Annotated in this window: 20 protein-coding genes; 16 read left to right on the top strand and 4 right to left on the bottom strand. The window is 50.7% G+C overall.

The features are described from left to right. Positions 1–430: 430 nt before the first annotated feature. The 8 genes from BSZ32_RS11565 to BSZ32_RS11525 all read left to right on the top strand — a co-directional run bounded on the left by BSZ32_RS11565 (position 431) and on the right by BSZ32_RS11525 (position 10321). Positions 431–1777, top strand: coding sequence for a heavy metal-binding domain-containing protein (locus BSZ32_RS11565; RefSeq protein ID WP_105043558.1), 1347 nt, complete (start codon positions 431–433; stop codon positions 1775–1777). A 74-nt stretch (positions 1778–1851) separates the two neighbouring features. After that, positions 1852–2646 carry a DUF3347 domain-containing protein gene (locus tag BSZ32_RS11560; RefSeq protein ID WP_105043557.1) on the top strand — a complete coding sequence of 265 codons (795 nt, stop codon included), beginning with the start codon at positions 1852–1854 and terminating at the stop codon, positions 2644–2646. Positions 2647–2700: 54 nt separating this feature from the next. After that, positions 2701–6630: an efflux RND transporter permease subunit gene (locus BSZ32_RS19815; protein ID WP_105043556.1), complete on the top strand. Its 3930-nt coding sequence runs from the start codon at positions 2701–2703 to the stop codon at positions 6628–6630. A 52-nt stretch (positions 6631–6682) separates the two neighbouring features. Then, entirely contained in the window at positions 6683–7159 is a 477-nt protein-coding gene (locus BSZ32_RS11550; protein ID WP_105043555.1) for a DUF3347 domain-containing protein, read from the top strand. A 64-nt stretch (positions 7160–7223) separates the two neighbouring features. Beyond that, positions 7224–7466, top strand: a complete 243-nt coding sequence (locus BSZ32_RS11545; protein ID WP_105043554.1) for a hypothetical protein — start codon at positions 7224–7226, stop codon at positions 7464–7466. A gap of 99 nt (positions 7467–7565) precedes the next feature. Next, positions 7566–8438 carry a sialate O-acetylesterase gene (locus tag BSZ32_RS11540; RefSeq protein ID WP_105043553.1) on the top strand — a complete coding sequence of 291 codons (873 nt, stop codon included), beginning with the start codon at positions 7566–7568 and terminating at the stop codon, positions 8436–8438. 390 nt (positions 8439–8828) lie between these two features. After that, positions 8829–9323 carry a hypothetical protein gene (locus BSZ32_RS11530; RefSeq protein WP_105043551.1) on the top strand — a complete coding sequence of 165 codons (495 nt, stop codon included), beginning with the start codon at positions 8829–8831 and terminating at the stop codon, positions 9321–9323. After that, the gene (locus tag BSZ32_RS11525; protein ID WP_129589728.1) at positions 9269–10321 is read left to right on the top strand and encodes a hypothetical protein; all 1053 of its coding nucleotides are present in this window, start codon (positions 9269–9271) and stop codon (positions 10319–10321) included. The genes BSZ32_RS11530 and BSZ32_RS11525 overlap by 55 nt, the downstream gene beginning before the upstream one ends. Positions 10322–10658: 337 nt before the next feature. On the opposite strand, the gene BSZ32_RS11515 is transcribed toward BSZ32_RS11525, so the two are convergent. Beyond that, the gene (locus tag BSZ32_RS11515) at positions 10659–11885 is read right to left on the bottom strand and encodes a hypothetical protein (RefSeq protein ID WP_105043548.1); all 1227 of its coding nucleotides are present in this window, start codon (positions 11883–11885) and stop codon (positions 10659–10661) included. Between the two features lie 108 nt (positions 11886–11993). Between BSZ32_RS11515 and BSZ32_RS11510 the strand changes: the two genes are divergently transcribed. Next, positions 11994–13127, top strand: a complete 1134-nt coding sequence (locus tag BSZ32_RS11510) for a Fic family protein (RefSeq protein WP_105043547.1) — start codon at positions 11994–11996, stop codon at positions 13125–13127. Positions 13128–13426: 299 nt separating this feature from the next. Continuing rightward, on the top strand, positions 13427–14410 hold the full coding sequence (locus BSZ32_RS11505; protein ID WP_105043546.1) for a thioredoxin family protein: 984 nt from the start codon (positions 13427–13429) through the stop codon (positions 14408–14410). 684 nt (positions 14411–15094) lie between these two features. On the opposite strand, the gene BSZ32_RS11500 is transcribed toward BSZ32_RS11505, so the two are convergent. Together BSZ32_RS11500 and BSZ32_RS11495 are read right to left on the bottom strand one after the other, a co-directional pair. Beyond that, positions 15095–16258, bottom strand: a complete 1164-nt coding sequence (locus tag BSZ32_RS11500; RefSeq protein WP_105043545.1) for a 1-deoxy-D-xylulose-5-phosphate reductoisomerase — start codon at positions 16256–16258, stop codon at positions 15095–15097. Positions 16259–16282: 24 nt separating this feature from the next. Continuing rightward, entirely contained in the window at positions 16283–17170 is an 888-nt protein-coding gene (locus BSZ32_RS11495) for a phosphatidate cytidylyltransferase (RefSeq protein WP_105043544.1), read from the bottom strand. Between the two features lie 116 nt (positions 17171–17286). Between BSZ32_RS11495 and BSZ32_RS11490 the strand changes: the two genes are divergently transcribed. From BSZ32_RS11490 to BSZ32_RS11475, 4 genes are all read left to right on the top strand, one after another. After that, positions 17287–18252 carry a CPBP family intramembrane glutamic endopeptidase gene (locus BSZ32_RS11490; protein ID WP_105043543.1) on the top strand — a complete coding sequence of 322 codons (966 nt, stop codon included), beginning with the start codon at positions 17287–17289 and terminating at the stop codon, positions 18250–18252. Beyond that, entirely contained in the window at positions 18234–18956 is a 723-nt protein-coding gene (locus BSZ32_RS18420; protein WP_129589727.1) for a ComF family protein, read from the top strand. Before BSZ32_RS11490 ends, BSZ32_RS18420 begins: the two co-directional genes overlap by 19 nt. A 47-nt stretch (positions 18957–19003) precedes the next feature. Further along, positions 19004–19831, top strand: coding sequence for an acetyl-CoA carboxylase, carboxyltransferase subunit beta (gene accD, locus BSZ32_RS11480; RefSeq protein WP_105043541.1), 828 nt, complete (start codon positions 19004–19006; stop codon positions 19829–19831). Positions 19832–19903: 72 nt separating this feature from the next. Beyond that, a complete protein-coding gene (locus BSZ32_RS11475; protein ID WP_105043540.1) occupies positions 19904–21118 on the top strand; it encodes a bifunctional folylpolyglutamate synthase/dihydrofolate synthase in 1215 nt (404 codons plus the stop codon). Positions 21119–21125: 7 nt separating this feature from the next. Here BSZ32_RS11475 and BSZ32_RS11470 read toward each other — a convergent pair whose 3' ends face one another. Further along, positions 21126–21599 carry a dihydrofolate reductase gene (locus BSZ32_RS11470; protein WP_240610623.1) on the bottom strand — a complete coding sequence of 158 codons (474 nt, stop codon included), beginning with the start codon at positions 21597–21599 and terminating at the stop codon, positions 21126–21128. Between the two features lie 80 nt (positions 21600–21679). Here BSZ32_RS11470 and BSZ32_RS11465 point away from each other — a divergent pair, with 80 nt between their 5' ends. Both BSZ32_RS11465 and carB read left to right on the top strand, forming a co-directional pair. Next, positions 21680–22777, top strand: a complete 1098-nt coding sequence (locus BSZ32_RS11465) for a PIN/TRAM domain-containing protein (RefSeq protein WP_105043539.1) — start codon at positions 21680–21682, stop codon at positions 22775–22777. Between the two features lie 160 nt (positions 22778–22937). Continuing rightward, the gene (gene carB / locus BSZ32_RS11460; protein ID WP_105043538.1) at positions 22938–26162 is read left to right on the top strand and encodes a carbamoyl-phosphate synthase large subunit; all 3225 of its coding nucleotides are present in this window, start codon (positions 22938–22940) and stop codon (positions 26160–26162) included. Positions 26163–26246: the final 84 nt, after the last annotated feature.

Below are 26246 nucleotides of genomic sequence, written 5' to 3'. Positions count from 1 at the left end.
GATTGTAGTCGCTAACCCGCCGAGCCAAGGAGATTCTGCGCAGCAGGAGTATTTTGAAATACGGATCTCAAATCCGGGCTTTGGACAAGGCATTCGGACACGGAATGGGTGCCTGCCTAGCCGATTGAATCAACGAGTAAATCATGTTGTCGCAGAGCTGCAGGATGAGAATGGTTTTCTCTGCTAGTTCAGGCGTCTTAGCTAGGATCAATCACATCACAACACTTCTCTGCAGCACATTGACCTTCAGCGCGAATCGCCACTAATAACTTGAAGAAATCTCTTGTATGCAGGCACTAAAACAATCACTCTGACTAACAGTCGCTTTATGAGCGCCTGCCCTCGTTTACCAAGCATCAGCATACCAATCCAGATCGTATTCTAGGCTCCTTTCATCTGCTTCACATTTACCTCTAAAAATTTTCCCTCCATGCAAAAGAAAAATACACTTCGCCGAATCCTAAGCTTTGTTAAAAAAACAGCCTTCATTCTACTACCCCTTATATTTTTCTTTGCTGGTTGGTGGTTTGCCCAGCCGTCTCAAAAATCAGATGGAGGTCATGTAAAACAAGCCGACGAAGAAGAACCCCAACTCTGGACCTGCTCTATGCACCCCCAGATAAGGCAGCCTCAGCCTGGCCCATGCCCTATCTGCGGTATGAATCTCATCCCACACACTGTTAGTAAGCATGAAGGCGGGCTACGAAAAGTTACGATCAGCGAAGATTCAGCAGCGCTGCTAGACCTACGCGTTAGCCCTGTGCTGCAAGCGCCAGCTAATGTAAACGTACAGATGTTCGGCAAGATTGATTACGATGAACGTAAAATAGTCACCACCACTGCCCGTATGGGCGGCAGACTGGACAGGCTCTATGCTGACTTCACAGGCACAATGGTAAGCAAAGGCGATGCTCTCGGCGAGATCTACTCACCTGACCTGATATTAGCACAGCACACTCTTATTCACTCAAAAAAGGAATGGCAAAAAGCCAAATCAGCCACTGAACGGAAACGTCTCCTACGCACACTCGAATCTGCACGCGAAAAGATGCGCTTACTTAACCTCAGTGATGATCAAATTGCAGCTATCGAGTTACTCGAAAAGCCGAGCAACTACATCACGATACTCGCCCCGCAAACTGGTGTTGTCGTCAACCTCAACGTAAAGGAAGGCCAGTATCTGAAAACAGGTGATGTCCTATTCGGGATTGCCGATCTCACGTCAGTATGGCTAAAAATGGAAGCCTATGAGTCAGACCTTCCATGGCTGCGCTACGCCCAACAAGTCTCCTTCAATGTAGAAGCTATACCTGGAAAAACATTTCATGGCCGAATTGCCTTCATCGACCCTCAGCTCGACCCCCAGCGCCGTATCGTCAAAGTCCGCGTCAACGTGGACAATCAAAAACGCTTGCTCAAGCCTGGCATGTTTGCCAATGCCTCAGTCAAAGCAAAGGTTGCGATGAACGGCCGCGTTCTCGACGCTGATCTTGCGGGCAAGTGGATCAGCCCCATGCACCCAGAGATCGTAAAATCAGGCCCAGGCTCGTGCGACCTCTGTGGCATGCCACTTATCCCGGCTGAAGAGTTCGGCTTCATAGCCCCTTCCCTCCCGTCCGAAAACCCACTTCTCGTCCCAGCGTCCGCGGTTCTGCGGACTGGAAAACGCGCGGTCGTTTATGTTCGCCTTCCCGCAGAAAACGAACCTATTTTTGAAGGCCGTGAAATCGTGTTAGGCTCTAGAGCTGGTGACTTTTTCATCGTTCTAGGTGGCTAGACAAGGGAGAACTCGTCGCCACGAATGGAGCATTCAAACTCGACAGCGAGTTACAAATTAAAGCCAAGCCTTCAATGATGAACCCCAATGCAGGACTTGAGGAACACTCCTCTAAGTCGCCACCTAAACAAATTAGTGGCCAGTGGCCCTCAGTATTACGCTCTTACGGAAAACTCGAATGGGCAATAGAACTCGATGATGCCACAGCGGCAGACATCAATCTAACGGCTATGCAGGATGCCCTGCGTAAGATCAAATATGATCAACTGCGAGCCAAGGATCAGGACCTATGGAAAGAGTTCTCGATGCGTTTGGATAACACTCTCACTATAGCCAGATCGATGCCGGCGAATAAAACAAGCTTAGCTCTCATCCGCAACCAGATGAACGAAACCCGCCGTTTTATGGGCCTTTCATCCACTCCGATTGCCCCGATAGAAACAGATAAAAAATGGATTACTCCATTGACCGCTAGTAAAGAAACCTACCTCTCGCTAGCCAAGGCATTATCCTCCGACCATGAAATTGACGCTCTCAAATTAATCCCACAGTTGGTAGCTGAAGCCAAAAAACTCCCCAGTGCTACTGACACGGCTCAACTGCTTAAAAGCCTCAAGCATCTCGACATGCAAAAGGACATCAAAGGTATCCGCGCGGCCTTCAAACCCGTAAGTTCTAATTTCCTTACCATCGTTCGCAATCACGGGATGGATAACCTTGGCAACCTCTATACCGTCCATTGCCCAATGGCTGATCAAGGCAAAGGTGCCGACTGGCTTTCAGATAAGTACGAGGTGAAAAATCCTTACTTCGGTAGCTCTATGTTAGGTTGCGGTGATGTCACCGACACTTTGTCGAAGATCAAATAGGATCAACAATTTCTTTTTGCCAACCTGTCACGGATCATTCCAAGCCCAGCCATGATGAACAAACTTATTTATTTCTGTCTTAACCAAAAGCTAGTGGTCTTCATCTTGCTGACCTTTGTTATTGGTTGGGGAGTGCGGGTTGCTCCATTTGACTGGGACACGGGTGACTTCCCGCGTGACCCCGTCGCCGTCGATGCCATCCCGGATCTTGGCGATAACCAACAGATCATCTTCACTGAATACATGGGGCGCTCACCCCAGGATGTAGAGGATCAAATCAGCTACCCACTGACCGTCTCCTTACTCGGCATACCAGGTGTGCAGGAAGTCCGTAGCTATTCGATGTTTGGCCTATCTTACGTCTATCTTATCTTTGAGGAAGACGTCGATTACTACTGGAGCCGCAGCCGGATTTTAGAAAAACTCAATTCTCTCCCTGCGGGAACTCTCCCCGATGGCGTTATCCCCGCACTGGGTCCTGATGCCACCGGTCTCGGCCAAGTCTATCAGTATTTCCTCGAAGGTCAGGATCCCACCGGCAAGCCCGTTCCTGGATGGAACCCCGAAGAACTCCGCTCGATCCAGGACTGGTATGTGCGTTACTCACTTCTGGGAGCTGAAGGTGTGGCCGAGGTAGCCTCTGTCGGTGGATTTGTGAAACAATACCAGGTCGAGGTGGATCCGGTAAAACTTCAAGCATGGAATGTCACCCTGACTGAGGTCGCTGACGCTGTTCGCAAAAGCAACATGGAAACCGGAGCTCGTAACCTTTCGATCAATGGTGTGGAATACATTCTCCGAGGCACTGGATATATCAAAACTCTCAAGGATCTTGAGGACGCTGTCGTCACCGTCAGAGATAATACCCCGATTACCATCGCACAAGTCGCCACCGTCCAGCTGGGGCCTGCAGCACGTCGTGGCGCTATTGATGTGAATGGAGCCGATGCCGCAGGCGGTATCGTCGTCGCCCGTTTCGGAGCCAATCCACTACAAACCATCAAAAATGCCAAGGCCAAGGCGGAGGAGGTATCCGCCTCACTCCCGATCAAAGCCGTGGTCGATTGGGGGAAGACTGACCGAGGACAGGTCGTGGATTTCGCCAAGAAACACAATATCTCGCCCATCTTCGCCACCGAAGAATCCGCTGATACCAACCTGAATCATGAGGCCTGGACCCATTGGGCGAATACCCACGATATGGAACTCTGGCCAAGTTGGTTCAACACCTCCAAGGTCACGATTGTCCCTTTCTATGATCGCTCTGGACTCATCAACGAAACGCTCAACACGCTCGACGAAGCCCTCCATCAACAGATCCTCGTCACCATTATCGTGGTCGTCATCATGGTGCTTCACCTGCGCTCCAGCATTCTCATCTCTGCGATGCTTCCGCTTGCTGTGCTGCTCACCTTTATCGGTATGAAACTCTTCGGAGTAGATGCCAACATCGTGGCGCTCTCAGGAATTGCCATAGCTATTGGAACGGTGGTGGACGTGGGAATTGTGCTCACAGAAAACATTATAAAACACATCAAGGAGGCCAAACCTGGATCCAACTCAGCCACGGTTATCTACGAGGCTGTGACAGAAGTCGCCGGTGCTGTAACAACCTCGGTAATGACCACCGTGGTAAGCTTCCTCCCGGTCTTCACTATGACAGGAGAGGCGGGCCGACTTTACAAGCCCCTAGCCTACACGAAGTCCTTTGCCCTGATTGCCTCAATCATCGTAGCGCTGACCATTATTCCGCCGATCGCCCACTTCCTACTAGGCATCCTCCCGCGTTGGTTCAAACGCGCTGAAAACGAGGGAGCCGGCAGTAAAGCAAAATTCGGCACCCGCCAGATCATCATCACAGCCTTACTCGGCATTGGTGCAGGAATTGCCCTTGAGTTCTCAATCATCCTTTCGCTAGCCTTACTTACTTTGGCTGCCGCCTTTGCCTTTCAGTCCAAAATTCCAGACCGGTTCCGTAAACTCGGAGTGTTGTTCCTCAATGTGGGGACTGCCCTCATCGTAGGATGGATGTTAGCCAAAAACTGGATGCCTCTAGGGCTTGATGCATCGGTAACAAAAAACTTTATCTTCGTCATCGTCATCCTCGGTGGCCTACTCGTCTTTTTTAAATTATTCGAGCTCTGTTACGTCAGCATACTCCGCTGGTGCCTCAACCACAAAGCGTTGTTTCTCAGTATTCCTTTGATAATGCTCTTCGCCGCCGCTTGTGTTTGGATGGGATTTGGCAAGGTGACATCTGGATTTCCGGATTTCGCCAAAAAATCGGAACTCTATCAAGCGGTTGGGAAAAAGTTCCCCGGTCTTGGAAAAGAATTTCGGCCCGCACTGGATGAAGGCTCTTTCCTGGTGATGCCGACGGTCAGCCCACACGCATCCATCGATGAAGCCAACGAGGCTCTACGTAACCTCGATGCCGCTATCGCTGCGATTCCTGAAGTCAAACAAGTGGTCGGCAAAATAGGGCGTGCTGAGACGGCACTCGATCCAGCGCCGATCTCGATGATTGAAACCATCGTCAACTACAAATCTGAATTCCGAACCAATGACAAAGGTGAATTACTTACCTTTAAAATCAATGATCAGGAAGGTTACGTTTACGATAAAAGAGGTGATCTCATCGAAGACCCCGATGGCAAACCGTTTCGCCAATGGCGACCTGAAATAAAAACCGTCGATGATATCTGGCAAGAAATTAGCAAGGTCTCTCAAGCGCCCGGTTTGACAGGCGCCCCCAAACTCCAGCCAATCGAAACCCGTCTTATCATGTTGCGCACCGGCATGCGTGCTCCGATGGGAATCAAGGTGAAAGCGCCCACTCTGCAATCTCTGGAAGATTTTGGCATGCAACTCGAACGACTCATGCGCGAGAGCGGCATCCCCGGGCTCGACAAATCCAGTATCAATGCCGACAGGATTGTTGGTAAACCCTATCTCGAAATCAACCCTGACCGCGAAGCCGCCAAGCGCTATGGGCTCAACGTCGTGGACATGCACAATACAATTCAAACCGCCATCGGTGGGAAAATAGTCACCACCACCGTGGAGGGGCGCGAACGCTATGGCGTGCAGGTGCGCTACGCCCGTGAAGCTCGGGACAACATCGAATCGATCAAGAAAATCCTTATAAAAACCAAAGAAGGAGCTCAGGTACCACTCGGTCAAGTCGTCACTATCGACTACGTCCGCGGGCCGCAGGTCATCAAGAGTGAGGACACTTTCCTCACTGGCTATGTTACTTTCGGATCCAATCCAGGGTTTGCCGAGGTCGATGTGGTTGAATCCATCCAAGCTCACCTTGAAAAAATAGAAGACGAGGGAAAACTCAAACGCGCTGGTGGCATTCGCTACGAATTTGCAGGCAACTACCAGTCCGCCCTTGAATTTGATAAAAACATGGCCGTCATCATGCCACTCGCCCTGCTCGCGATTTTCCTGATTCTCTACCTGGAAAACCGATCTGTGCTCAACACCTTCATTATCTTCAGCGGCATCGGCGTTGCCTTTTCCGGAGGATTCCTCCTACTCTGGCTTTACGGGCAGCCTGGATTCATGGACTTCACCATCTTCGACCACAACTTGCGGGAGCTGTTTCAGATCAAAACCATCAACCTTTCCACCGCTGTCTGGGTCGGGTTTATTGCCCTCTTTGGCATTGCCACCGACGATGGAGTGGTCATCTCCACCTACCTGCGGCAGAGGTTTAAAAAAGACAATCCGCAGACGATCAAGGAAATCCGCACCACCACCGTGCTCGCGGGAAAACGCCGCTGTCGCCCTTGCCTGATGACCACCGCTACCACCTTGCTGGCGCTTCTACCTGTGCTCACCTCCACCGGACGCGGAGCCGACATTATGGGCCCGATGGCCGTCCCCATCTTCGGTGGCATGATGGTTGTGATGATCACCATGTTTGTCGTCCCGGTGCTGTTCTGCACGATGCAGGAGGTGAAAAGAAAATTATAAACTCTCGCCTCATCCGAGGCTCTCAACAGAAACAAAGAAACCACAATAAAGTATGAAAAACACCACATTAGTAAACACAGTTAGCCTCGCCATCTTCGGATTTTCGATGGCCGTCATGCCTCTTCACGCTGCAGAGCACAACCATGCTAGCCATTCCAAGATAGAGGCACATGCCGATCACATGCTCGAAGGCTACAACGTCGTTGCCTCAGCCCTTTACAAGGACGACCTCGCAACCGCGAAAAAAGCCGCAGCAGGCATTGTGAAGCATGATAAAAAAAGCTCACTCGCCGCTCCAGCCAAAGAGCTATCCAACGCAAAAACCATCGCGGAAGCCCGAAAGAGTTTTAACGCTCTCAGCGCCGCTGCTATCAAAATTGCGGAAACAGAAAAAGGCTACAAAGTAGCTCATTGCCCAATGGCAAACGGTAACAAAGGCGGCGACTGGCTCCAAAAGAACAGCGACAAAACCGTCAACAATCCTTATTTTGGAGCGATGATGGCCCACTGTGGTAGCTTCAAGAAGTAAGTTCCACTCCATTAGCCTTTGAGCGAGGACTGCCAGTCCCCGCTCAAAAGCCAAACAAGTGACTATGAAAATTCTTCCAGTCATTCTCCTGATCACTGCGATTGCCATGATCCAGATCTCTCCCCAGCTTCTCGCGGATGCTCAGCACATACAGGATCATTCCGCTCCTGCTGGTCAAACTGAACCAGTTACATATTCTACTGAAGACCCCTCTGATTCAGAAAATAACGCAGAAGATTCTACGGAAACTATACCTTACCGCACGATCAAGTATGCCGGAAAGTTTCACCCCATCGCTGATCTATAAGACAGACTAAATGAGTTTGAAATGATTTTGAAATGATTTTGAAACAATGCCTGCCAGCGCTACGTTTAGCATTCATAGTAACACCGAAAGAATAAAATCATGTACAATAAGAACTTAAATAGAAAATCCCTGATCGTCTCTGTCTTGCTAGTATTCAGTTGGATCAGCAGTGGCATCGCCAATGAATCTGACCAACTATCCGCTAAGCCGGAGCTTATTTTTCTGCTCAGTGGGCAGTCGAATATGGCTGGCGGTGGCTACACCGCAGACCTTCCGGATACAGAAAAATACAAACCTTACCACAGTGCTCCAGCAAATGTTTCTGTCTGGAATGTTAAAGATAAAAATTGGCAACCACTGGAAATCGGCAAACGATTTGGCCCCGAGATTGGATTTTCGCATGCACTTTCAACGGCCCTTCCCGGAAAACATATCGGTCTTGTAAAATATGCAGCGGGAGGCACTTCCATGGACAAATGGGCAGCCACTGGAAAGCTCTACCCGCGCCTGATAACAGCTTTCAAAGAGGCCAGTAAAAACGCACCCGACGCCCAACTTGCAGCGATGCTCTGGCACCAGGGGGAAAGCGATTCTGATACCAAAGAAGTGGCTGAGGCGTATCAAGCCAAGCTGGTCAAACTGATCGCTACAGTACGCAATGACACCAATGAACCGAACCTGCTTTTCATTCTAGGACAAATCAATCCGGCAAAATCATACTGCGGCCGTCCACGTTTTCTCCATGCCGATATTGTGCAAAAGGCTCAGGCTGAGTTGAAGGTCCCCAATACAGTCATGATCAAAACCGATGACTGTGAAATGAACCCGTACCATGCAGGCTTGAATAGCCCCAAAGAAGCTCAGGTCCCCAAAAACGAAGATAACATTCACTATAGCGGCAAAGGTCAGATCAAGATGGGCAGACGTTTCGCGGAAGCTTACCTGAAAACACACGAAGTGCTGCCTGAGTGACCAAAGAACCTCTAGGCAAATGGCTTGCCAGCACTGGCAGTCCCTTACTATTTTAAAATCAAATAAATCTATGAACATGCGCAAGAAATTTTCTATTGGCCTTTTGGTCTTATCGGCAGGGGCAAGCAATCTCCTTGCCGAGGTCAAACTACCGGCGGTGCTGTCGGACAACATGGTTCTGCAACAACAGAGCGATGCCAGGTTCTGGGGTTGGGCCGCTCCCGGTGAGAAGGTGGAGGCTCACAATTTAACAGACAGACTAATAGCGCCTAGGATTGACGGTTGCTCTTTTGGGGTTCCGCGGCATGGTCACGGCTTAGGCAACGTCACTTACACTCGGAAAGCAAATTTCTAGCAGGAAAAGGATGGTCCAACTTCAAAACAATTTCCATGATCACTTATCCTAAACGCGGGCTCATTTTTTGCTCCCTCCTCGCCCTCTCCGCTTCCATCAGTCTGGCAGCTACTAACGAGGCCGACAAAGCTCGCGCCGCCTATCCCGGTTCTTTTTCCCGGCCACCGTCCGAGGGCAAAAACTACAACACCTGGCGTGACGCCTCCGGCCCCGATATTGGTGAGACCAAGGTCGATCTCGGCCGATTGCCTTCGCGTGTCGACAATTCCGCTCGCCCCCAGTTCCCGGCAATCTTCAAACAGAAATGGGGGGCATGTGGCCAATTCGCATCCGTGGCCTCGATCTTCACTTACGAAATGAACGTGTTGAATGGCACCGTCGCAGACACTGACGCGACCTGCTTCCCGGCTCACTTTTCATGGAATATGATGAACCTAGCCGAAAACAAAGGATCGGAGCCTATCACGGTTGGGAGGTGGCCAAGCACATCGGCGTGCCCACTGCCAAGTCCCACGGTGGAGTCCGCCTAAAGAAGATCGGCCTGTGGCCAAACGGCTACCAGATCTGGCGCGAAGCGATGGAGTATCGAGTCTCGGGCTATCGCTACTCGCCGGCCAATACCATTGACCAACTCAACGAAGCCCGTGGTTGGCTTTTCGACCGCAATCAACCGAAGCCGAACAAGAAGACCCTCGGCGGCCTATTCGCGTTGGACGGCCGTATGGGCGAGTTAAAAAAAGTCACAGTCACCATTCCAAAAGGAGAACATGCGGCGGGCGAAGACATCTGGACCCGCTGGGGGCCCAGCGGCTATGGCCACGGCATTACCTGTGTGGGATACGACGACCAGGTCGGACACGACTTGAACGGCGACGGGAAAATCACCAACGATCTCGACCTCAACGGCGATGGCAAAGTCACGCTCGCCGACTGGGAACGCGGAGCCTACATCGTCGTCAACTCATGGGGCAAGAGCTGGTCGAAGGACGGCCGTATCTATTTGCTCTATAGCGCCATGATTGACCCGACCTGGAAACGTGGCAACGACCTGCGCCGGGCCGAAGTTACCCGTTATCTGCCTCGCCGCACGCTGAGGCTCAAGCTCGCTTGCGACGACCGGACGGACCTGCGGATGACCATAGGCATTGCCGGGGATAAGAACGCCTCCGCTCCCGAGCACGAATTCGCACCGCAAGCCTTCAACGGTTGGCCCCTCTTCGGCGGCGGCAATGCCGGCCACGTTCCGATGGCTGGCCCGGGTGATGACACTCCGATCGAAGTAGGAATCGATCTCACTTCTTTGCTGAAGAACTTGGCACCCGACAACGACGGCAAAGGCCGACTCTTCCTACGGCTCAGCCGCGCCGACGGCAGCAGCGCCACCGGCGAATTACACGAATGCGCCTTGCGCAGCTATGATCCCAAGGGCAGCTTCCTCGGTGAATCGCAACTGATTATTAAAGATGGAAACTTTGGCAAATCGCTCTTCACGATCGATGCTGTCATCAGTGAACTCGTAAGCGATTGATGGCCAAAATGAGCGGCGCGTGCTTTAGCCATAGAGACCAATAACTCACGCTAACCCATAGAAACACTGCACTCTCTCATAGTTTGTCTGTCTAAGTATATATGTAGAACGTCGGAGATCTAAAAGGTCTCTTATATCAAAAAGGTCAGGCCCTTAGCTTGTATTCCCCCCCGCAATAAGTAAATTCCTAGCAGTAACTACAGCTTTGAGCACTCTTTTGCGGAGATGTAGGATTTGACGAAGAACCAAGCGGCTCGAAGGATGATTGGAGGTTAATTCTCTGCCCCCATACGTTTCCATCTGCCCGATCTGGAGCAGGAAATCAATTTCATTCATGCTAACCGCAGGGCTTGAGGGCTTTATTGACGGCTCCGTTGCCTTCGACGGCAGTCCATCGACTATGGTTGAGCGTGTCCCATGTAAACAGTAACGCTCCCGCAAAACCGGTATCCAGCATGTCCTGCCGCCAGTCATACAGGGCGGCTGCTGCCGTTGCGTCATCCGGATAAGAGATTCGATGTGCACCGAATTCTCCGGAAATAAACGGTTTCGTGTTCTTGTTCTGGATCATCGACCATTCCTGGCTTTCCATATGCTGGGCAACCGTGGTTCCGGTGGACTGAACATACATGTGCAGATCTCCGAAGTCGGTTACGGATACCACATTTTTCATTCGTCCAGGCCAGCGCACATCTTTTGTCCCAATAGGAAGCAGGCCGTTGGTTGCCATGCCGGCTTTTTTGACGGCGGCATAGCTGAAGAGTCCAACGTTGACCAATGTGTCCGGATCAATGCGTTTGACGGCATCGCGCCATGTTGAGAGGGCGAGAACCAGGTTATCGTCCGCGCAGGCCTGGCGGGAGGCTGCACTGCTCATGTCATAGGTTCCGGCGGCAGTTTTAAAGATCCCAGTTGTTACGCTGAAGGGTTTCGCATTGGTCCAGGAGCAGGGTTCGTTGCTGATTTCATAGGAAAAAATCGTGGTCGCCAGCCCGGCGTTTTTGACGGCCTGAACAACGCGTTCGAGATAGTCCGTCTTTGCAGCAATACTGCCCGGTGTCATGTTTTCCCGGTTGTTCCCTTCGATGTCACGTAGATCGGCCAGGGCGATGTCCCGATAGTATGTGGTCCACGGCCAGCCGTCCAGAACGACCTGAACATAGAGATTGTGGTTACGGGCTCGTTTCGAGTATATAGACAGACTAAATGAGCCCGAAACTCCAATAATCCCTATTCTACAAAGGATCTTGGAAATTGGTATGGGTCTATGGAGGGCTCTATCAGCCAGAGTTGTGTGGGGATGACGGGCCTGAATGGCGTTCGGAAGTTTGCTGGTGAGGACTGAGCGCTGTGAGTCAGCAGCTTCGCTGGGATTATTTTGAGCGACCGAGACGGTCGCGTTACGTGGAGTGAGCGTCACATTGCACAAATATTGTATGTCTAAATTTTCGAGTGTGATCTTCGCGGGGAGTTGGGCTGGGCGGTTAGAAACCGCCGCCACGCTTCGAGGTGCTTTCAGACCTCTAGACCAAGATGACTGCGAATAGCGGAGTTCTTGATACATGAGACTCACTATGTCAGAAGTTGGCTTAATTCTGACATTTGATCTTGAGGAGGCTTGTTTTCTGATATAATAATTTAGCTAAATCAAAAAATGACGACTATTTGACATATGGATATAAAAGACTACAGAGCAGGAGAGCTGGAGGAGCGTTTCCAGTACCGAGCCTTTTTACCGACGAAGGTATGCCACGCATGGGATATGTCTGATGCAGAGCTCACGGATTTACTAGGTAAAGCCGACCGTGCCCTAGGTGAGCTAAATGCCTTTTCTCAACTAATCCCAGACATTGACTTTTTTATAAGGATGCACGTGGCGAAGGAGGCGACGCAGTCCAGTAGACTGGAGGGAACGCAGACCAACATTGAGGATGCTTTCAAGGATCTGAGCGACCTAGAGCCTGAGGGACGTGATGATTGGGCTGAGGTGCAGAGCTACATTGAAGCTATCAATGGTGCTATCAAGAGCCTTGAGAAGTTACCTCTGAGTAATCGTCTGCTATGTGAGACGCATGCTATGCTGATGGCAGGCGTACGAGGTGAGCATAAGCAAGCTGGGGAGTTTCGGCGGAATCAGAACTGGATAGGTGTCAGCCTAAAGAATGCTGCCTTTGTGCCGCCACATGATGAGCATGTGCCTGAGCTGATGGGAGATTTGGAGAAATTCCTACATGCTCAAGGTTTTTTTGTGCATCCGCTGATACGTATAGCAATCGCCCACTACCAGTTTGAGACCATTCATCCGTTTCTAGATGGGAATGGGAGACTGGGGCGCTTGATGATCTCGCTCTATCTAGCCTCAGAGCGGATACTTGCACAACCAGCCTTGTATTTGTCCGATTATTTTGAGCGTAACAAAACTGCCTACATTGATCATCTGATGGCGGTGAGGCAAGGGAACCACTTGCGAGCTTGGCTCGTATTTTTTCTGCATGGTGTTGAGGAAACCGCCCGAGCCTCGGCACAGGTGTTTCGTTCTATTTTATCGATTAAGCAGCGTATCGACACTGAGGTGCTACCAAGCTTCACCACACGGAGGCAGGAGAATGCTCAGAGGCTGATGCTCCATCTCTACGCACATCCTGTGGTCGATGTGAAGTGGGTAAGTCAGCTACTCGAAACAACAGCGAATACAGCCTCTGCTATGATTCAAGACCTCGTCAAGCATGGCGTGCTGAAAGAAGGCACAGGCAAGCGTCGCAATCGCCTCTTCCTCTTCACGGAATACATAGCCCTCTTTAAGTGATATTGTGAGTTAGCAGCTTCGCTGGGATTATTTTGAGCGACCGAGACGGTCGCACTACGTGGAGTGACGGTCACATTGCACAAATATTGGGTGTCTAATCCTGCACGACTTTCAGGCCTTCGATACTTCTCAGTGCGCATGATCTATGAGATAGACTGAATGAGCTGTGCAGGGCGATCTGTAAAGTGTGTCAACCACCCAAAAAATGAGACAAGAACCGATATCCGTGACGATATGATTGGACAAATGGGGGAATAAAATCACATTCCCCTACGTCCCAATCGAAACAATCACAAATTATGATCATTAAAAAATTACTACTCGCCGGCCTAGCTCTGGCAATGACCGCCTGCTTTGCCACTGCCGCTGGAGACGAATGGATGACCGACTTCGAAGCCGCTAAGAAAAAAGCTGCGGCTGAAAACAAAGAGCTGCTCGTCGACTTCACCGGTTCCGACTGGTGTGGATGGTGCATCAAGCTCGTCGATGAAGTTTTTAAACACGACTCTTTCAAAAAAGGTGTCGCTGATAAGTTTGTGCTGGTTGAGCTCGATTTCCCTAAAGACAAATCCAAGCTCAGTGAAGCCACTCAGAAACAAAATGCTGAGCTGCAGGCAAAATACGGAGTCCGTGGCTTCCCGACCATCCTGTTACTGGATGCTAAAGGTCGCCCCTTTGCACGCACCGGTTACCAAGCTGGCGGCCCTGAAAAGTACCTTAGCCATCTCGATGAGCTAGGTAGCAAGCGTGTCGCCCGTGACGAAGCTCTAGCAGCCGCCGAAAAACTCGAAGGCGTAGCTAAGGCCAAGGCCCTGGTCACGGTCCTTAAAGCCCTTCCGGAAGATCAACTCGGTCATTACAGTGACATCACCGACCAAATTGCCAAGCTCGACCCAGCCGATGCATCGGGCTTCGTCGCCGAACAGAAGCGCAAAGACGCGCTGGCCAAAATTGGAGCAGATATCAACGCAGCCATGCAGGCCGGTCAGGCCGATGGGGCTATCGCATTGGTTGATAAGTTCATCACCGACTACAAAGTGGTGGGCGAAGAAAAGCAAAGCATTCTTGGCATGAAAATGAACCCATTGTTAAGCACCAATAACTTTGATGGTGCCGCCAAGGCGATCGATGAGATCATCGCGGCAGCCCCTGAGTCAAAAGCGGCCAAGTTTGCAGAAAGCTTCAAGCCACAACTGCAGAAAATGAAGGAAGCGGCATCCAAGCCTAAAGCTGCAAACCCAGCACACGGTGAGCCCGGCCACGTCCATGGTGCTGGCGAGTAAAGATACATCCGCCCTACTCAAAAAAATCAGAATAGACGTCGCATAGCATAAATATTGGGTGTCTAATCCTGCACGATTTTCAGACTTTCGATACCTCCCAGTGTCAAAAGTCGAAAGGTCGCAAGTCTGGTGAGATCGCGTGGGCGCGATTGCTGGATCCACAAAGTCAGCAGACTTTGCTAGCTTGACCTTAGACCTTCTGACCTTCGACTCTCCCCAGTGCACATTATCTATGAGACAGACTAAATGAGCTGCGCGGAAGTTCACTGGTGAGGTCTGAGCGCTATGAGTTATACCATTTGAGCTGTTAGATTGTCGGAATGACGCTGATGCTTTTAGATTTCAACAAGGCACAAGGAAGGAGCATAGCGAGCTATGTGACAATCGAGCGGGGCGAGCAGTAAACGCGTAACGCTGATAGAATATGAGAGAATCAGTGCCAGCTCATTAATCCAGCTCTGCTGGCAAAGTAAAACCCAAGATTTGATCATTTCGCCAATGTAACTGTGAAGATGGTATTAGCAGCTTCGTTGGGATTATTTTGAGCGCCCGAGACGGTCGCGCTACGTGGAGTGACCGTCACATTGTGAAAATATTGTGTGTCAAAATCTGCACAGTTCGACATATTTGACAGCACTCATCCTAGCGATTGATATCGCGAGAAAAAACGGATAGGATAGGCATCTAAATCGACTCAAGGACGCGTTGAGCGAGAACTCTAGTATCTGCATCTGCAGCAATAAGCTCGTCGAGTGATTTGCCGGGATTCCACTCATGGGCATCCATCACTTTTTCCACTAATTTCCAGATGTCGGTGAAACCAATTTCTTTAGCAATGAAAGCGTCTACAGCGACTTCATTTGCCGCATTGTACACTGCGGGAAGCGTCCCACCTTTGGTTCCTGCTCGGACTGCTAGATCAATGGCGGGAAAAACATCACGGCGGGCAGCCTCAAATTCTAACTTGCCGATTTCGGCAAAATTGAGTGGTTTCAGTCCAGTGCCTACACGCTCAGGGTAGGTCACGGCATATTGGATAGGGAAACACATGTCTGTGGTGTTGAGCTGTGCTAGCACCGAGCTATCGGAAAACTCTACCATCGAGTGCACGATGCTTTGCGGATGGACGATGACATCGACTTTATCCATCTCGACCCCAAACAGCCAGCGAGCCTCGATCATCTCAAGGCCTTTATTAAAGAGTGTGGCTGAGTCGATCGTGATCTTACGCCCCATTTCCCAGGTTGGGTGTTTCAGCGCTTGCTCTAACTGCACATCCACAAGCTTGTCAGCATCCCAGGTGCGGAAAGGTCCGCCGGAAGCCGTGAGTATGAGTCTTGAGATTTCTTTCTCACCACCGGTGTGACCTTCGAGACATTGAAAAATAGCATTGTGCTCGGAATCCACTGGCAGCACTTTGACGCCTTTGCGCTCTGCGGCCGCCATCACTAGCTCACCGGCCATCACGAGAATTTCTTTGCTCGCGACTGCTAGCTCTTTGCCGGCCTCGATCGCAGCGAGCGCTGGATGTAATCCGGCAGTTCCAACAATTGCCACAAGAACCATATCGGCGCCTTCTAGCTCAGCGAGCTTCACTAGGCCATCGAGGCCAGTGTAGACTTGGACATCTTCGTCAACCAAGGCGCGAAGCTCAGCTTCCTTCTCAGGATTATAAATGGCAACATGCTTGGCGCCAGTCTCCTTCGCTTGTTGAGCGAGTGCTTGCACGCTATTCGCGGCGGCGAGCCCGACGATTTCCATCCGCTCTGGGATTTCACCAGCGACCTTGAGTGTGCTAGTTCCGATCGATCCGGTAGAGCCCAGGAGAACCACTTTTTTGCGCTTCATAGAAATGAGTATATATTAAATAAATTAAGCCACCCAAAGGAGGTAGAAATAGAGCACTGGAGCGGTGAAGCAAAGGCTATCAATCAAGTCTAGCGCCCCGCCAATTCCTGGAAGTGTGTTGCCGCTATCTTTCGCTTCTAAGCTGCGTTTGATCACAGACTCAGCAAGATCTCCAACAACCGTGCATAAGGAAAGCAGAACACTGAGACCAATCACATGCCCCCAGCCGCCTAACACGGAGAGCTGATCAGGCTTTAGAGCATAGAGCCCACAACCTAGAGCCACGGCCCAAACGATAGCCCCAAAGAAACCCTGCCAAGTTTTCCCTGGGCTGATATGAGGAATCATCTTGTGCTTACCAATCAGTGAACCAGTACAGTAGGCTCCGATATCAGTGATTTTAGTCACACAGACTAACCAAATGAGAAGCCAAGCACCTGGTACTGCGCCCTCAAGATCTGGAATAAAAAGCACACGCCCCATGAAGCTGAATAAAAAGGGTACGTAGAGGAAACTCAGCACCGTAGTAGCCACGGCGACTAATGGTTTACTTCCTTCGATCGGCTCACGCAGTTGGAAAATAAAGCTCGCGAGCACTGCCAGCGCTATGGCTGCACCATCAACCGCCCCCAACATTTCCAGCGCTCCAGCGCCTTTTGTTGCCAATAAGTAAGCAACCGTAAGAGTGTAACCAATAGAGAGTGTTAGCCCCCATTTGATTTGGCATGGCAATTCGTTAGCCCGAATCATCTTATAAAGCTCGACGCTCGCAGCGATGGCCAAAAAACAAATCAGGCCGAGGTACGCCCACTGATTTTTGCTCACAAATGTGCCCCCAACAATAGCTACCAACAACACGGTGCTAAAGAGCCGGGCGGCAAATACTTGAGCCTTTGATTTTCCATCACTCATACGTCAGAGCATCCAAGCCAGCCCAATGGTATTTTGCAATGAGATTTCCCATCTATTTATTTTCATAAAGATGCTTTAGAGTTCACAAAGATAATGAGCCTCTTATAAAGAACTACGTGGCTCGCCTATTCCAACATGAACTCGTTAAGCTTTTCCTCTTCATCCTCTGTAGCTTTCTTGGAGCCGCTTTAGTAGCCCCTCACCTCTACGCTTGGGGTAAAGACCTCGCAGCAGAGGCAGCAGTCAGTGAACTCTCCGCGCCGATGGAGTGGTTAGCTAACAAATGTGACAGGGCCAAGTTTTCACGTTATTTTAACCGAGGCCTGATGGGCTGCGCCTTGCTCTTTCTCTACCCATTGATCCGCAGCCTCAAGAGTAAAGACAAGATTGAAATCAAACCACCGCTGAAACAACGGCTCAACCCAGGGTCTCAAGGCTGGAAAGATCTACTTGTCGGAATCCTTTTTTCAGCTGGATTCCTCACGTTTCTGGTAGGCCTACTCTATCTCCTAGGTTGGGTAAAAACCTCGGACAACTTTGTCTTTGCTAAGGCCTTCCAAAAAGCGATCATCCCAGCGGTCATCGTAGCTCTGCTAGAAGAATGGTTATTTCGTGGAGTGCTCTACGGAGTGCTCATGCGTAAGCTCAATGCGGTGCAGACGATCATTGGCCTTTCACTCTTCTTTGCTGCCGTGCATTTCCTCAGCCCACCAAAAGGCATCGCCGTAGCTGACCCGCGGAGTATGATGGCTGGCTTTGAAATGCTCGGACTGATTGGTCAAAAATTCCTTGCCGCAAGTTCATTCTTCGGAGTCTTTCTCACACTTTTTGTGGTAGGAACGACGTTAGCCTACACCCGCTACAAAACCGGCAAGCTCTGGCTGGCTATCGGGCTGCACGCGGGCTGGGTATTCTCGCTCAAATTCACCAACAAGCTAACGGATCCAGTTGGTGAGTCGCAAAGGCTACTCTACAATGACAGCTTGATGGACGGCGTCCTCCCGCTCGTCACCCTCCTCATCACCGGGCTGAGCCTGACCTTTTACCTTCGCTCTCGAAAATTGTGCGCCACCCAAGACTAACACGTCTACTCGACTACCTTTACCCTCCCTCGTGCCACCACTGTGACACGCCGACGCAGGATGGGCGCTATCTCTGCAAGAAATGCACCTCAGACAGCGCTCGGGTAAAACCGCCTTTTTGCGATCGCTGTGGCGAGGGTTATGACGGCACGATCGACAGCCCTTTTCTGTGCCCCAATTGTCAACACCTCGATTTCAGCTTCCTTTTTGCAAGAGCCGCCCTGCGTAACACCCACGCCAACCACCAACTTGTGGTCGACTTTAAGTATTTGAAAAAGTTTTACCTCGCCAATGAGCTCGCTCTTTTTTGTAAAGAAACCATGGAAAGCGACCGACGATTTTCCGAACTCCCATCGCCAGTATTGATTCCCGTCCCGCTGCATTGGCGGCGGAAGTGGCACAGGGGCTTCAACCAAGCTGCAGAAATCTCCCGCCAACTAGAGCGGCACACTCACATTCCGACACGCAATGCTCTCAGCCGAACACGCAACACCAAGACTCAGACTCGGCTGGGAAGAAGTGATCGCCTCAAAAATCTAGAGGGGGCTTTTAGGTTCAGTAAGTTAGACCCACACTTCAAATCAGTAATACTGGTAGATGACGTCTTCACCACGGGCTCTACAGCAACTGCTTGCGCCGAGGTTCTAAAGAAACACGCGCCTCAGCTCGAAAACATTGTTGTGCTCACCGCCTTACGTGGCTAGTCTGCCGATAGAAACGGCATCCGCTGCCAAACAACTTTACTAAAGCCATGGGTATTTTCGAACGACCAAGACTTCGCAACAATAAGAGAAAGGACATGCCTAACGACCTTTGGACCAAGTGTCCGGAGTGCAATGCCATGATCCACACCCTTGATCTCAAACAAAACGATCAAGTCTGTAACAGCTGCGACCACCACTTCCTACTTGGCTCGGTTGAGCGCATTGCCTCCATCGCTGATGCCAGCACATTCGAAGAGACCAATGCTGAGCTCTACTCGAAAAACCCTCTCGGCTTCCACAAGTATGAAGAGAAAATCGACATGCTCCGCAAAAAGACTGGGATGAATGATGCTGTGGTCACTGGCCGACTGAATGTCGACGGCAACCCGGCAATGATCGCTGTGATGGACTTCAAATTTTTTGCTGGCTCCATGGGCTCCGTGGTGGGTGAAAAAATCACACGAGCCATCGAAACCGCCGTCAAAGAAAAGCGAGGTATGATCATCATTTCCTCATCTTCAGGAGCTCGCATGCAGGAAGGTATGCTTTCACTGATGCAGATGGCTAAAACCTGTGCAGCTCTCGCTCGTCTTTCTGAGCACGGCCTACCCTACATTTCACTTCTCACCCACCCGACAACAGGTGGAGTAACAGCCTCATTTGCAACCATCGGCGACATCAACCTCGCTGAGCCAAAGTGCATGATCGGCTTCGCTGGTCCACGTGTGGTGAAAGAAACCACCCACCAAGACCTGCCTCCTGGTTTCCAGACTGCAGAGTTCATGTTGCAGCACGGCCTCATCGACTCCATCGTTCACCGTCGCGACATGAAGAAAAAGCTCGGCCAGCTTCTCAGCTACATGATGCCACTGTAGGCATTACCCATTTTCACAAAGCCTCTCTGATCTGATTAGAGAGGTTTTTTTGTCTACTAATAGCATAGACTCATGACCTACCAACAAGCTCTCGACTGGCTCTACTCGACTCAGAATTTTGGCATCAAGCTCGGGCTCGATGGACCAAAGAAATTGCTACGTCAGCTGTTAGCCAATCCAACACGCAACACCCAGGTTGTCCACCTAGCTGGAACTAACGGCAAAGGGTCGACTTCTGCAATCATCGACTCACTGTCTCGCGCCACCGGTCTTCGCTGCGGACTATTCACCTCTCCCCATCTGGTAGATTTCCGTGAACGTATCCGCGTGAATGGCGAGATGATCCCCGAACAAGTGGTCCTCGACACCATTCTCGAGATCAAAGAAATTGTGACTGACTGGGAACACCACCCGACGTTTTTTGAACTCACTCTCGCTATCGCGATGCGCCATTTTAAAGAAACCGAGTGTGAGCTCATCATTCTAGAAACTGGTATGGGCGGCAGACTGGATGCCACCACCGCTGTCCCAGCGGACGTCTGCGTCATCACCCCTATCGCGCTCGACCACTCGGAGTGGCTTGGCGACACGCTGGAAAAAGTCGCTAGAGAGAAAGCTGGAATCATCTGTGAGAAGAAACCTGTGATTAGTGCTAAGCAAGAACGCTCAGCGGCCATAGTCATTGCAGAAGAAGCCGAAGAAAAACGTGCTCCCCTCACCACGGTGAATGGCCCACTACTTGGCTACAACATCAATCTAGCGGGCAAGCACCAGGCAGAAAATGCCCAACTAGCGATCGAAGCTGTCACAGCTCTTGGCATACCGCTCGATTTTGACTCGGTTAAATATGCGCTCTCTAACATCAGCTGGCCAGGTCGCTTTGAAACTCTTTCTGAGCAACCTCAAATCATCATTGATGGAGCGCACAACCCCCATGCGGCAAATGCCTTAGTCGATACATGGAAGCAACATTTTGGCGAACAAAAAGCCACTCTAGTATTCGGAGCCGTCGAAGAAAAAGACGTGGATCAAGTACTCGAAATTCTTTGTTCAATCAGCGAAGAGGTTCACCTCACCCCTCTCGATTCACCACGCTCCCTCAGCACTGAAGCCGCCATAACAGCACTCCCCGCTAACACCTCTCACACTTCCCACGAGAATTTAGAAAGCGCTCTAAAGTCACTCAGCGACTGTAAAAATCCAATCCTGATCGCAGGATCACTCTTCCTCATAGGAGAAGCAAAAGCGCTCTTTGGTGATGGTGGGTTCCAGCGCAGTACGCAGTAGCTCCTCTTTACTTCGTGTAGCGGCGAAGTTCGAAGTCGTCGAACTTCTCGGCTACCTCAAAACCTGTAAAAAAGTGCTCAAATTCAGGGAAGCGGGTGTCGCCCTCATAGCTTTGGTACACGTGGGATACTAATAACTCATCAATGTGCGGTAGGAAAAGAGAGTAAATTTCGGCACCGCCAATGATGAACACCTCTTCATCCATCAGTTCAAGTTGGCGCACGGCTTCAGGAGAATGCACGACTTCTACACCATCGGCTGACCACGATTGGTCACGTGTGATCACTATATTCTGGCGCTTTGGCAAGGGACGACCAATAGAATCATAAGTCTTTCGGCCCATCACAATCGGGTGGCCACTCGTCGTGCGCTTGAAGAGTTTTAAATCCTCGGGAAGGTGCCACGGCAGGTCGTTTCCTTTGCCGATCACTCGGTCAGAGGTCATCGCTACCATTGCAATCAATTTTGGCTGATTTTTCATTGTTGGGCAAGACTGACTAGAGCTCCGAGCGCGTGCAAGCCCAATGATTATGGCTAACAGAATCTTAAGCTTGCAAAAACATGGATAAGTTGGACAGTACTACAGTCCTTCTCCAATTAAGTACGTGTCTAAAAAAAAGTTCCAATCCAGCCGTCAATGTCACCCGCATGCTCTACTTGCTGGTATGTGAACTAGCAGGTAGCGCACTCGCCTTCCAAAGTCTAGGCCCAGCTAAGATGTGGATCGGCATCACGGGGGGACTTTTAGTCGGAGCATTCTTTATCATGGTTGAAAACCTGATGAAGCAATTCTCTATCAGAGGCTTCTCTATAGCGACTCTGGGACTAGTTATTGGACTTTTCTGCGCTTGGCTTCTGAATACGGTTCGAATCCCGGAACTTTTCACTGTTTCTTTTAGTGAACACATCCGGAAGCCGGAAGACTTTGCCCTCACCTTTAACGTCTGCACATACGCTACCCTCGGCTTCCTAGGAACAGTCATTGCACTGCGCAGCAACAAAGAAGACTTTGCCCTCATCATCCCTTACGTTCGCTTCCGACAAGAGGCACAAAAAGGTCGCCCACTGCTGCTAGACTCAGATGTCATCACCGATGGGCGCTTACCCGCGTTGATGAATTCTGGCTTTCTCGAGAACAACCTCATTATCCCTCGCTTCGTATTGGAAGAGTTACAAATCATGTCTAACTCACCATCTCCTGGTCGGCGCAAGCGCGGTCAGCGTGGACTCGATTGCTTAGAAGAGCTCCGCACCTCACAGCGCACACGTGTCAGTATTCACGATGCCACACCATCCTCGCCCGACGACAGCCATGATGCAATGTTGATGCAGATCGCCCGGCTCATCAACGCGAAGCTCCTAACCGCCGACGACAACCTCAGTAAGGTTGCACGCCTTCAGGACGTCACGGTACTAAACATCAACGATCTAGCAGACTCACTCAAACCTAAGGTTTCCGTGGGTGCAAATATGAACTTGGCGATCGTTAGAACTGGTAAAGAAGCTCACCAAGGAGTTGGTTACCTACCGGATGGCACTATGATCGTGGTCAACAATGCCGTTACTAGGATTGGTTCAGCTCTGGATGTCACAGTCATTTCCACCATCAACACCTCAGCCGGAGTGATGGTATTTGCCGAAATCGATGATAAAGCTTAAGCGTTCTTAAGCAGCCACAATCCTCTATGTGAAAGAGGTTTGCACCGCTACTCACAAGTTATTCACACAACTGCTTGATTTTCTTTTACGAAACAGGCAAGCAATCCTTTACAAAAGGAGTCTGAGTAGGCAGAAACACCTCAATTTACGACTCACTTTCATGCCAAAGGACACCTCGATTAAAAAGATTTTAGTTATCGGCTCCGGACCAATCATTATTGGCCAAGGATGCGAATTCGATTACTCAGGCGTACAAGCCTGCAAAGCCCTCAAAGAAGAAGGCTATGATGTGATCCTTGTAAACTCAAACCCGGCCACCATCATGACCGACCCTGAGTTTGCATTCCGCACCTACATCGAGCCAATCACTCCTGAAGTGGTTGAGATGATCATCATCAAGGAAAAACCCGACGCTCTGCTTCCGACACTCGGTGGTCAGACAGCACTGAACTGCTCGATGGACCTCGACAAGGCAGGTACGCTTGTGAAGCACGGTGTCAAAATGATCGGCGCCAACGCTGACGCGATCGACAAAGGTGAAGACCGCCTTCGCTTCAAAGAAGCGATGCTCAAAATTGGCCTCGACCTTCCACACTCTGGTGTCGCGCACAACATGGCTGAGTCTCACGCTATTCGCGAAGAGATCGGTACTATGCCACTCATCATCCGCCCAGCATTCACGCTCGGCGGTTCAGGCGGCGGCATTGCTTACAACATCGAAGAATTCGAAGAGATCTGCACACGCGGCATCGACCTCTCACCAGTTTCCGAAATTCTTGTTGAAGAATCACTCCTCGGTTGGAAAGAATACGAAATGGAAGTCATGCGTGACTGCGCTGACAACTGCGTGGTTATTTGCTCCATTGAAAACTTCGACCCAATGGGTGTCCACACCGGTGATTCTATCACAGTGGCTCCAGCGCAGACTCTCACTGACCGTGAGTACCAGATCATGCGTGATGCCTCGTTCGCATGTATCCGTGAAATCGGCGTTGAGACGGGCGGTTCTAACATCCAGTTCTCAGTAAACCCTGAAGACGGGCGTTGTATCGTGATCGAGATGAACCCACGTGTTTCTCGCTCCTCAGCACTCGCCTCTAAAGCGACTGGTTTCCCGATCGCTAAGATCGCAGCAAAGCTCGCAGTTGGCTTCACTCTGGATGAACTCCAGAACGACATCACTCGCGTGACTCCAGCATCGTTCGAGCCGACAATCGACTACGTAGTCACTAAGCTCCCACGTTTCACTTTTGAGAAATTCCCAACAGCGGATGCAGTTCTCACCACGCAGATGAAAGCTGTTGGTGAAGCAATGTCCATCGGACGGACATTCAAGGAGTCCATGCAGAAGGCTCTTCGTTCACTCGAAACTGGCCGTTCAGGCTTTGGTTTCGACGGCAAAGGAGCAAAAGCTCCAAGCTACGAAGACATCGAGCGCAAGCTTCACGTACCTAATGCTGAGCGTATTTTCTGGCTCAAGACTGCTTTTGAGAATGGCTGGTCAGTAGAAGAAATTTTCGAAGCCACAGCAATCGACCGCTGGTTCCTAGAGAACCTCAGCCAGATCGTAGAAGAAGGCGATGCTCTAGCAACGACTGAGAACCTCCTCGAAAAGCCATACGAACTTCGCAAAGCGAAAAAGTACGGTTTCTCAGATGTTCAGATCGCTTACCTTCAGAACACTGACCAAGACACAGTCCGCGCAGCACGTAAGAAACTAGGCATCATCCCTACTTACCGCCTGGTTGACACCTGTGCCGCTGAGTTCGAAGCCTACACTCCATACTTCTACTCCACTTACGGTGACGAAAACGAAGCACGTGAAAGCGATAAAAAGAAAATAATGATCCTCGGTGGTGGCCCTAACCGTATCGGTCAGGGAATCGAATTTGACTATTGCTGCGTGCACGCGTCCTTTGCCCTCAAAGAGCTTGGATACGAGACCATCATGGTCAACTCCAACCCAGAGACAGTCTCCACAGACTACGACACATCTGATAAACTCTTCTTCGAGCCACTCACACTAGAAGACGTACTCAACATCTGCGACCAAGAAAAGCCGGACGGCGTGATCGTCCAGTTCGGTGGTCAAACACCACTCAACCTCGCAGCTGACCTCGAGCGCCACGGCGTGCCAATCATCGGCACATCACCAAAATCTATCGAGCTAGCAGAAGACCGTAAATTCTTCTCCGCACTCCTCGACAGAATCGGCCTCAAGCAAGCAGAAGCTGGCACAGCAGTCACACCTGACGAAGCTGTCGTCATTGCGGACCGCATCGGCTACCCAGTTCTCGTTCGTCCATCCTTCGTCCTCGGCGGACGCGGCATGATGATCGTTTACTCAGACGAAGAGCTCCGCAAGTACATCAGCGAAGCTGCTGACGTCTCACCTGACCGTCCAATCCTAGTTGACCGTTTCCTCGAGAACGCAGTGGAAGTTGACGTTGACTGCATCTCTGACGGCGAAACATCCGTTGTAGGCGCGATCATGCAGCACATCGAAGCAGCAGGTATCCACTCAGGCGACTCAGCATGTGTGATCCCAGCCCCTTCTCTGTCCGACGACATTCAGGAACAAATCCTCAAAGGCGCCAAAGACCTTGCTCGTGAGCTCGAAGTATGCGGCCTCATGAACATCCAGTTCGCGGTGAAGGATGAAGAACTCTACGTCATCGAAGTGAATCCACGTGCATCACGCACCGTGCCATTCGTTTCCAAGGCAATCGGCATACCACTTGCAAAGCTTGCTGCTAAAGTAATGGCTGGCAAGACACTGAAGGAGCTCGGCTTCACGGAAGAGGTGCTCCCTAACCACCACTGTGTGAAGGAAGCAGTTTTCCCATGGCCTAAGTTCCCCGGTGTCGACATCGTTCTCGGACCTGAGATGAAGTCTACCGGTGAAGTAATGGGCATCGATGCAGACCTCGGCATGGCTTACGCTAAGGCTCAGATCTCAGCATTCAACCCACTTCCAACCGAAGGCAGCGTCTTCTTCTCCGTCAACGACCGCGACAAACCAAACTCTGTCGCAATCGCTAAAGACCTCGTCGACCTAGGTTTCACAGTCTACTCCACAGGCGGCACCTACAAGTTCCTCAAGGAACAAGGCGTCGCAGTCGAGCGCGTTTACAAGCTCGCTGAACACAAGCGACCAAACGTCATCGACATGATGAAGAACGGAGAAATAGCCTTCGTCGTCAACAGCCCTAGCAGCCACGAAGCCCGCGAAGACGAGATCAAAATCCGCTCCAGCGCAGTCACCAACAAGATCTCCCACTGCACCAACCTTGCTGCAGCTGAAGCATCTGTCCTCGCGATCCGCTCACTCCAGACTATGAAGTTCGAGGTCAAGCCGATCCAAGCATACCACGGCCTCATCTAAGCTAAAACTGCACACTCAATTTCAAAAAGCGCATCCAGTTTGGGTGCGCTTTTTTGTTTACCACGAACTGCTAGTACATAAACG

It is taken from the genome of Rubritalea profundi, assembly GCF_002954445.1.
GTDB classification, from domain to species: Bacteria; Verrucomicrobiota; Verrucomicrobiia; order Verrucomicrobiales; family Akkermansiaceae; genus Rubritalea; species Rubritalea profundi.
Note: the sequence above shows the minus strand (reverse complement) of the source record. Positions and strands in the feature narration are given on the sequence as shown.

Excerpts from the sequence above, each read along its gene's own strand:
- BSZ32_RS11565 (WP_105043558.1), top strand. The coding sequence starts at position 431 with ATGCAAAAGAAAAATACACTTCGCCGAATCCTAAGCTTTGTTAAAAAA.
- BSZ32_RS11560 (WP_105043557.1), top strand. The coding sequence starts at position 1,852 with ATGATGAACCCCAATGCAGGACTTGAGGAACACTCCTCTAAGTCGCCA.
- BSZ32_RS19815 (WP_105043556.1), top strand. The coding sequence starts at position 2,701 with ATGAACAAACTTATTTATTTCTGTCTTAACCAAAAGCTAGTGGTCTTC.
- BSZ32_RS11550 (WP_105043555.1), top strand. The coding sequence starts at position 6,683 with ATGAAAAACACCACATTAGTAAACACAGTTAGCCTCGCCATCTTCGGA.
- BSZ32_RS11545 (WP_105043554.1), top strand. The coding sequence starts at position 7,224 with ATGAAAATTCTTCCAGTCATTCTCCTGATCACTGCGATTGCCATGATC.
- BSZ32_RS11540 (WP_105043553.1), top strand. The coding sequence starts at position 7,566 with ATGTACAATAAGAACTTAAATAGAAAATCCCTGATCGTCTCTGTCTTG.
- BSZ32_RS11530 (WP_105043551.1), top strand. The coding sequence starts at position 8,829 with ATGATCACTTATCCTAAACGCGGGCTCATTTTTTGCTCCCTCCTCGCC.
- BSZ32_RS11515 (WP_105043548.1), bottom strand. The coding sequence starts at position 11,885 with ATGTATCAAGAACTCCGCTATTCGCAGTCATCTTGGTCTAGAGGTCTG.
- BSZ32_RS11510 (WP_105043547.1), top strand. The coding sequence starts at position 11,994 with ATGGATATAAAAGACTACAGAGCAGGAGAGCTGGAGGAGCGTTTCCAG.
- BSZ32_RS11505 (WP_105043546.1), top strand. The coding sequence starts at position 13,427 with ATGATCATTAAAAAATTACTACTCGCCGGCCTAGCTCTGGCAATGACC.
- BSZ32_RS11500 (WP_105043545.1), bottom strand. The coding sequence starts at position 16,258 with ATGAAGCGCAAAAAAGTGGTTCTCCTGGGCTCTACCGGATCGATCGGA.
- BSZ32_RS11495 (WP_105043544.1), bottom strand. The coding sequence starts at position 17,170 with ATGAGTGATGGAAAATCAAAGGCTCAAGTATTTGCCGCCCGGCTCTTT.
- accD (WP_105043541.1), top strand. The coding sequence starts at position 19,004 with ATGGGTATTTTCGAACGACCAAGACTTCGCAACAATAAGAGAAAGGAC.
- BSZ32_RS11475 (WP_105043540.1), top strand. The coding sequence starts at position 19,904 with ATGACCTACCAACAAGCTCTCGACTGGCTCTACTCGACTCAGAATTTT.
- BSZ32_RS11470 (WP_240610623.1), bottom strand. The coding sequence starts at position 21,599 with ATGAAAAATCAGCCAAAATTGATTGCAATGGTAGCGATGACCTCTGAC.
- BSZ32_RS11465 (WP_105043539.1), top strand. The coding sequence starts at position 21,680 with ATGGATAAGTTGGACAGTACTACAGTCCTTCTCCAATTAAGTACGTGT.
- carB (WP_105043538.1), top strand. The coding sequence starts at position 22,938 with ATGCCAAAGGACACCTCGATTAAAAAGATTTTAGTTATCGGCTCCGGA.